Origin of the sequence: Microcoleus sp. BROC3 (assembly GCF_036702515.1) — a bacterium.
Taxonomy (GTDB): domain Bacteria; phylum Cyanobacteriota; class Cyanobacteriia; order Cyanobacteriales; family Microcoleaceae; genus Microcoleus.
Window position 1 is genome coordinate 112,115 of the sequence record NZ_JAUBTQ010000022.1, and the last position, 6,986, is coordinate 119,100.

Genomic DNA, 6,986 nt, shown 5'->3' on the forward strand with positions numbered 1-6,986 from the left:
AGGTCAGCGCAATTCTGGCGGTTGTATCCTAAAAAGTAATTTGTGGAGTTGGTAGAAGTATGGCAAAGATTCTGGCGATAATCGCGGATACTGTGACTTTTCAAGTTGTCCAAGAGTTACTCGACCAAGAGGGACATCAGGTGAGAGTCGTTCCCGACGATAAGGAGAGTTTAGAATTGGCGAGGGAATTGTCCCCCGATGCGATAATTTGCGACGGGACTTCGCCTCAAATCAATTTTTTGGAGGTGTGCCGGCTGCTGAAGGCCGATTCCCTACGGGATAGCTTCGCTTCACGAGAATTGGCGGCAGCCTATTTTATTCTGCTGACAACACCGGAGCAATTTGATGAAATTCAAGAATTGGATGCGCCCTTTGACGATTTTCTGTTTAAACCGATAGTTAAGCAGGAATTATTGGCGCGGGTGCGGGCTTCTAAGCGAGGGCGCGAGTTGAGGGCGCAGTTGGATCTCGTCCAGCAAGAATTGCAACTGTCGCGCGATCGAATGCTGCAAACTGAAAAAATGTCAAGTTTGGGCGAATTGGTGTCTGGGATAGCCCACGAAATTAACAACCCAATTACTTTTATTTACAGCAATTTAAATCACGTCCAAAGCTACGCGACCGATTTAATTGAACTGCTGCGATTGTATCAAAAAGAGCTAGTGAATCCCGGAGCGGAAATTTTACAAAAACAGCAAGATATGGATGTGGAATTCGTCCTCGACGATTTGTTGAAAATTGTGATTTCCATGCGTAACGGGAGCGATCGCATCCGCCAAATAATCTTGTCGCTACAGGATTTTTCCCGCAGCGATCGCTCGGGCTGGCAGTTGTTCGATGTTTCCGACGGTTTAGAAAATACTCTTTTGTTGTTGCAGCACCGCTTGCCGGCTCGCGAGGGAAGGCGAGACATCAAGGTGATGAAAGAATTCGGCAACTTGCCGCAGATTGAGTGTTATGCAGGTCGGCTCAATCAAGCTTTTCTGAATATTATCAATCACGAGATCGATACTTTAGAAGATTTGACTCAAGAGTTTGAGGAGTCGGAATCTGTCAAATTTAAGCCTGTAATTTGGATTAGCACTCAGGTGGTTGATGAGCGGCGGATTTCTATTGAAATTGGAGATAACGGCATGGCAATCAGCGAAGATATCACAGCGCAAATTTCTGACCCATTTTTGATTGCGAAACCTGTGGAATACAGCCTCGCCTTGGGACTTGCTGTCAGTTATCGGATAATTGTAGAACAGCACAAAGGAGAGTTAACTTGTTTTTCGGAACCGGGTAAAGGTACTAGATTTAGGATAGAACTTCCGCTGCGGCACAGTTAATTAATAGTATTTACCGTTGGGTGGGGCTGGTTTTTAAGATTGTTGGTGAACCCGCCCCTAAAAATGCTGTAAAAAATTGGTCAATTCAGTTCCGCAATTAGCCGAGAATTGACTTCGCTGCTAATTTTGTACTCGCACTGCTGTTGCAGCGGACACTCGCCGCAGCGGGGGTTTCTTGCGGTGCAAACTGCCGCCCCGAAGTCCAGCAAACCCAAATTCCACGGCCCGACTTGCTGTTTGGGAGCAACTCGTTCTGCGGCTTCCCAAAGTTCGGGCGATCGCGATTTTACCTTACCGCCGTCAATCCCAAAAAAACGCTGTAAAATCCGAGCAACATTCGTATCGAGCACCGCTTTTGGCTGTCCGAAAGCATTAGCGCAAACCGATCGCGCAATGTACTTGCCAACTCCGGGAAGTTCCAGCAACTGAGCTTCCGTGCGGGGAACGTTTCCCTGATAATTTTCTAGGATAACCAGCACCGATTCCCGCAGCTTTTGCGCCCTAAAAAAAAGACCCAAAGGCTGCAACAAACTAGCAACTTCCTCCGCAGGCGCGGCCGCTAGATCCGAGAGAGTCGGATATCGACCGACAAATTCTTGATAAATCGGAGCCACTGTAGCGGCAGTAGTTTTTTGCAGCAGGAACTCAGCCACTAAAATCGCGTAGGGGTCGCAGGTACGCCGCCAAGGAAAATCACGGAAATTGCGCTTTCCCCAAGCCTTCAGCCGGCGTTGAAACCACCGGATTTTAGCAGCGTCTAAATGCTTTGATCCAGGCTCAATATCGGAAGAAACAACAACGGTATTTAAGGCAGGCATTTGATTGGCACCTTCGATAAATTCCAAGTTTATATCTATATATTAGCAGATTTAAATAATTTGTAAAACTCTCTTTTTCTGCTCTCGTTCTTCTTTTCCTCTGCGTACTCTGCGTACTCTGCGGTTTATAAAAAAAATCTTATTAACCACCTGCCAGACCCCGAAACCTAGAAACAAAGTTGATTTCAAATATTTGAAAAATGTAAAATTTTGTATATTAAAGAACAAAAGTGCCATACAATAGACGATAGTTGATATTCAAGAGATTTCAAACGCCCGCGAAAACAAATTTTAATCAGGTAATAAAATGGTAGTAGCAGCACCTGTTCAATCCGGCAGTCAGTCGATTTTTCAAACTCGCTACGATAACTTTATCGGCGGCAAGTGGGTGCCACCGGTGAAAGGGAAATACTCGGAAAACCTTTCTCCAATTACAGGAAAATCAATTTGTCAAATCCCCCGATCGAGCGCCGAGGATGTAGAATTGGCACTGGATGCCGCCCACGCTGCGAAAGACAAGTGGGGTAAGACTTCCCCAGCAGACAGGGCGCGGGTTTTACACAAAATTGCCGATCGCATCGAAGAAAACCTCGATCGCCTCGCCATCGCCGAAACCTGGGACAACGGCAAACCAATTCGCGAAACCCGCCTCGCAGACATACCGCTGGCGATCGACCATTTCCGCTACTTCGCAAGCTGCATCCGAGCTCAAGAAGGGTCGATCGGCGAACTCGACGAAACCACCGTCGCCTACCACTTCCACGAACCCCTAGGCGTCATCGGACAAATCATCCCCTGGAACTTCCCGATATTAATGGCCGCCTGGAAACTCGCCCCAGCCCTCGCCGCCGGCAACTGCGTCGTCCTCAAACCAGCAGGCCCCACCCCCGCCTCCATCTTGGTACTGATGGAAATCATCGCCGACTTAGTACCAGACGGCGTTATCAACATCATTAACGGGCCCGGTGCCGAAATCGGCAAAACCCTCGCCACCAGTCCCCGGATTGCCAAAGTCGCCTTCACCGGCGAAACCACCACCGGTCGCCTAATCATGCAATACGCCTCGCAAAATGTCATCCCCGTCACCCTAGAACTAGGCGGCAAATCTCCCAACATTTTCTTTGAAGATATCTGCGCCCAAGACGACGAATTTCTCGACAAAGCAGTCGAAGGATTAGTCATGTTTGCCTTCAATCAAGGCGAAGTGTGCACCTGTCCCTCCCGCGCCTTAATTCAGGAGTCAATCTACGATCGATTCATGGAAAGGGCGATCGATCGCATCCGCCAAATCAAACAAGACAACCCCTTAGATCCGACAACCGCCCTCGGCGCGCAAGTCTCCGTCAACCAGATGGAAAAAATCGCCGAATACGTCAAAATCGGTCACGCCGAAGGCGCAGAATGCCTAATTGGTGGCGAAAGGAACATCTTATCCGGCGACTTGCAAGACGGCTATTACTTCCAGCCGACAGTCTTCAAAGGAAACAACAAAATGCGAATTTTCCAAGAAGAAATCTTCGGCCCAGTATTAGCAGTAACCACCTTCAAAGACGAAGCCGAAGCATTAGAAATTGCCAACGATACTCTCTACGGTTTAGGTGCAGGAGTTTGGACTCGCGACATCAACACCGCCTACCGCATGGGTCGCGCCGTTCAAGCAGGCCGCGTGTGGACAAACTGCTATCACCTTTATCCAGCCCACGCAGCATTCGGCGGCTACAAATCGTCTGGTATCGGTCGCGAAAATCACAAAATGATGTTAGATCACTACCAGCAAACTAAGAATTTGTTAATCAGCTACAGCCCCAAAGCTTTAGGTTTTTTCTAAGGTTTTAGTCATTGGGAAGGAAGAAAGAAGAAAGACAAACTTCAAGGATTCGTCAACTCCTTCTTTCTCTCTTTCCTCTCCTTCTCTGCGTCCTCTGCGCCCTCTGCGGTTCATAAAAAAAATCTCATTCATAAACCAAATAAAATTGCTACACAAACAGACTGCAATGGAAACTGCAAAAGTTACCGCAACAGAATCCGCTTTAAAATTAATTAACTATCTCAAAACTCAACACGGAGAATTGATGTTTCACCAATCCGGCGGCTGCTGCGATGGTAGTTCTCCCATGTGCTTTCCCGATGGCGAATTGATCGTCGGTGATGGTGACGTATTGCTGGGCGACATCGGCGGTTGCCCCTTTTATATTGCAGCGCAGCAATACAAATATTGGCAGCACACGCAGTTAATTATAGACGTGGCATCGGGGCCAGGAGGCAGCGATTTTTCCCTCGAAGGGCCGGATGGAGAGCGTTTTATTACTCGTTCTCGCTTGTTTGTTAATGCTGATTAACTCTTTTTATCCTTAACTTGCCTCCACGTTCTCTAAAAACATTAATTTGGTTAAGCCTGAAACCCAGTTTCTTTCATAGGAGCGAAAAAACCTATTATTGTAATTAAGGAAAATCAAAATTGAGAGAGCGCCCAATTGCGGATTGAGTTTTTGTTGATAGCGACAGGTTTCAAGCTGCCGCTAAAATTAGTATCTAAGCTGATGCAGGATTAATGTTTAATTGATGACTTCAAAATTCACGCACTCAAAACTCAAGACTACTTTAAGCTTGAGTATTTTTAATTAGAGCCAATTCAATTTTGTCATCAGCCTTTTGACTCACTTTTGCGTGCAAACCCGGGCCAAAAAAAGTAGCTATTTTTTGTTGTTTTTCTTCCCAGACTTCGATCGGCATTAGCGGCGAATAAAACTCTAGAATTAACCCATAAGCACCATCAACATCAACTTCCCGCAACCCCTGTAGAAGCGGCCGTTCCTCGTCTGTTGGGGCCAGGCCCAGACGCTCCAAAGCATCATCTAAGTGCGCTGGTTGGCCGTAGCGAAATCGGGTGATATCTTTGCGGACTTGGTTTTGAGTATCTGTGGCCTGACTTTCTCGCAGGAGAAGAACTTCCGGAGAAGTCGGTTCGGTGAACTCCACCGGTTCGAGTTCGGCGGCTTTCAGGGCCAAACCTCCCAGCAACAGCGGAATTCCATAAAAAAAACCGGCTAGGTTCAGGGTAGGTCTGTCTGTGAAGTAGGCTCCGAACCCAACTGCTGCTATAATACCGCCAACAACTAAGGCTAGGTTTGCTAAAGAAATTTTGCGTAACATATTAGTGAGGTAAGTAGTCGGACAGAAATAATATACTTTAATTATTATCTGTCAAAAAGTCTTGAATAAATTTAGTTTTTTTGCCAAAAGAGCTGCAAAAACTGCTAGCATCTATGAGCGCGGGAGCGGTGTGCATCCACAGTCTTGTCTCTAGCTTCAGAAGCTTATCCTGCCGGACTCGCCCGGGCGCGCCATCGGTAAATATCCGTGTTAATTGCGCGGCGTTGGTTCCAGAAGGCAATCGAGATCGGCAGTATCATCAAAGTATACAGAGTGGCGATCGCGATCGACCCTCTTGCCCTTTCAACCACTTTTGGGACATGATTAAAGACGAAGACAAACAAACTGCTGGAGCAAACAAGTCTGTTCTAGAACAGATTAACTCGCTCAAACGGGAAGATGAAAGGCTTTATAATATCTTAGCGATAGATGTCTGGGCCCTAGCCAAGACAATGGATGAATATCAACCGGGATTTTGGTCGGCTTTTATGAAAAACCGGGAGAAGGCCCTGAAGCGATTTTTAGCTGGAATGATGAAAAATAAACCAGCAGATACAAAACGTCCGCCTTTCCTGCGGTAAAATTTGCCTGAAGTTTGGCTGAAGTTTTGATGTACAATCAAACTATAACACAGACCCAAAAACCCTGAGCACGTTCATCACTTTCCATATAAAAACAGTGAAGGATTTGCCCAAAGAGGGATGTCGGTGAATTAAGAATTCCCGTCTGTTCGCAGGGGGAATGTCAAATATTTTTGTTAATAGTAGCAAAGGCAAAAAACCATGGATGCACAGACAATCAAAGAGCGCGTAGCACAGATCGAGAGCAAGCGGGAATCCCTCGTGCGGCTGTTAGATCGATCGGACTTGGGAGCCCTGAGAATAGATGTGAGTCAGGCAATCGAAGAAATTGACGATCTCTTAGAAGAATTCAAGCGCACTTTTAACAGTTAAGCAGTCAGTAGTCATTAGTCATTAGCCATCAGTTGTTAGCTAAGCGGCCGCGTATTTAATTTGGATAGTTAGGTTACTAAAAATATTGTGGGGTGGGCCGGCTCTCCGGCCCTCACAGTAAAAATTAAATGCACACTTAATAGCTAACAACAACCTACAACTGCTAACTGCAAATTTGACTGATGACTAATGATATCGTTTTCGGTTGCATCGGAATGATACCGAGGACACGGCAGTGCCGTGTCCCTACCCAATTAATTGTAGGGACACGGCACTGCCGTGTCCTCTATATCATGTCGCTCGTGCAACCGGAAACCATATCAACATTCAACAGTCAACAATCATTCCCGTGCAACCGGAATTGATATCATTCCGATGCTACCGGAAACGATATGACTAATGATTAATAACTAATTAATCACCATATCGAGCAGACTTTTACGATAACCCTGCTATATTGTTTCTACAGCTTCATTCACACTATGCACACAGTTCGATTTACCGAAATTTGCTAGAAAATTGATAGAAGTTGAAACCCTTACAGAACCTTGAAAAACCAATATGTACGCCAAAACACAAGCCATCCCTGAAACGATTAAAGTTCAGTCCGATAACGGTTCTCTCCGATTGCAGTTCAGTACCAAATACAACCCTATTTTTGGGGGCAAGCGGAAGCATCAGGGCTTAGGTCTGAAGGACACTCCCGAAAACTGGCAAAAGGCGATCGCTAT

At 46.3% G+C, this 6,986-nt stretch carries 7 protein-coding genes; 5 read left to right on the top strand and 2 right to left on the bottom strand.

The window, feature by feature from the left end; all coding sequences use genetic code 11:
- Positions 1-59: 59 nt before the first annotated feature.
- On the top strand, positions 60-1,331 hold the full coding sequence (locus tag QUB30_RS16090) for an ATP-binding protein (RefSeq protein ID WP_333334897.1): 1,272 nt from the start codon (positions 60-62) through the stop codon (positions 1,329-1,331).
- Between the two features lie 80 nt (positions 1,332-1,411).
- Here QUB30_RS16090 and QUB30_RS16095 read toward each other — a convergent pair whose 3' ends face one another.
- Complete coding sequence (locus tag QUB30_RS16095; RefSeq protein ID WP_333334899.1) at positions 1,412-2,149, bottom strand: A/G-specific adenine glycosylase; 738 nt, start codon at positions 2,147-2,149, stop codon at positions 1,412-1,414.
- A 307-nt stretch (positions 2,150-2,456) separates the two neighbouring features.
- Between QUB30_RS16095 and exaC the strand changes: the two genes are divergently transcribed.
- Together exaC and QUB30_RS16105 are read left to right on the top strand one after the other, a co-directional pair.
- A complete protein-coding gene (exaC, locus tag QUB30_RS16100; protein WP_333334902.1) occupies positions 2,457-3,977 on the top strand; it encodes an acetaldehyde dehydrogenase ExaC in 1,521 nt (506 codons plus the stop codon).
- 166 nt (positions 3,978-4,143) lie between these two features.
- Positions 4,144-4,488 (top strand): DUF779 domain-containing protein, encoded by a 345-nt coding sequence (locus tag QUB30_RS16105; RefSeq protein ID WP_333334905.1) that lies wholly within the window; start codon positions 4,144-4,146, stop codon positions 4,486-4,488.
- Positions 4,489-4,750: 262 nt separating this feature from the next.
- Here the strand turns inward: QUB30_RS16105 and QUB30_RS16110 are convergent, their stop codons facing one another.
- Positions 4,751-5,302 (bottom strand): DUF2854 domain-containing protein, encoded by a 552-nt coding sequence (locus QUB30_RS16110; protein WP_333334908.1) that lies wholly within the window; start codon positions 5,300-5,302, stop codon positions 4,751-4,753.
- An 80-nt stretch (positions 5,303-5,382) separates the two neighbouring features.
- Here QUB30_RS16110 and QUB30_RS16115 point away from each other — a divergent pair, with 80 nt between their 5' ends.
- Positions 5,383-5,883, top strand: a complete 501-nt coding sequence (locus QUB30_RS16115) for a hypothetical protein (RefSeq protein ID WP_333334911.1) — start codon at positions 5,383-5,385, stop codon at positions 5,881-5,883.
- 201 nt (positions 5,884-6,084) lie between these two features.
- Positions 6,085-6,255 carry a hypothetical protein gene (locus QUB30_RS16120; RefSeq protein WP_333046052.1) on the top strand — a complete coding sequence of 57 codons (171 nt, stop codon included), beginning with the start codon at positions 6,085-6,087 and terminating at the stop codon, positions 6,253-6,255.
- Positions 6,256-6,986: the final 731 nt, after the last annotated feature.

Coding starts and splice junctions, on each gene's coding strand:
- QUB30_RS16090 (WP_333334897.1), top strand. CDS start 60: ATGGCAAAGATTCTGGCGATAATCGCGGATACTGTGACTTTTCAAGTT.
- QUB30_RS16095 (WP_333334899.1), bottom strand. CDS start 2,149: ATGCCTGCCTTAAATACCGTTGTTGTTTCTTCCGATATTGAGCCTGGA.
- exaC (WP_333334902.1), top strand. CDS start 2,457: ATGGTAGTAGCAGCACCTGTTCAATCCGGCAGTCAGTCGATTTTTCAA.
- QUB30_RS16105 (WP_333334905.1), top strand. CDS start 4,144: ATGGAAACTGCAAAAGTTACCGCAACAGAATCCGCTTTAAAATTAATT.
- QUB30_RS16110 (WP_333334908.1), bottom strand. CDS start 5,302: ATGTTACGCAAAATTTCTTTAGCAAACCTAGCCTTAGTTGTTGGCGGT.
- QUB30_RS16120 (WP_333046052.1), top strand. CDS start 6,085: ATGGATGCACAGACAATCAAAGAGCGCGTAGCACAGATCGAGAGCAAG.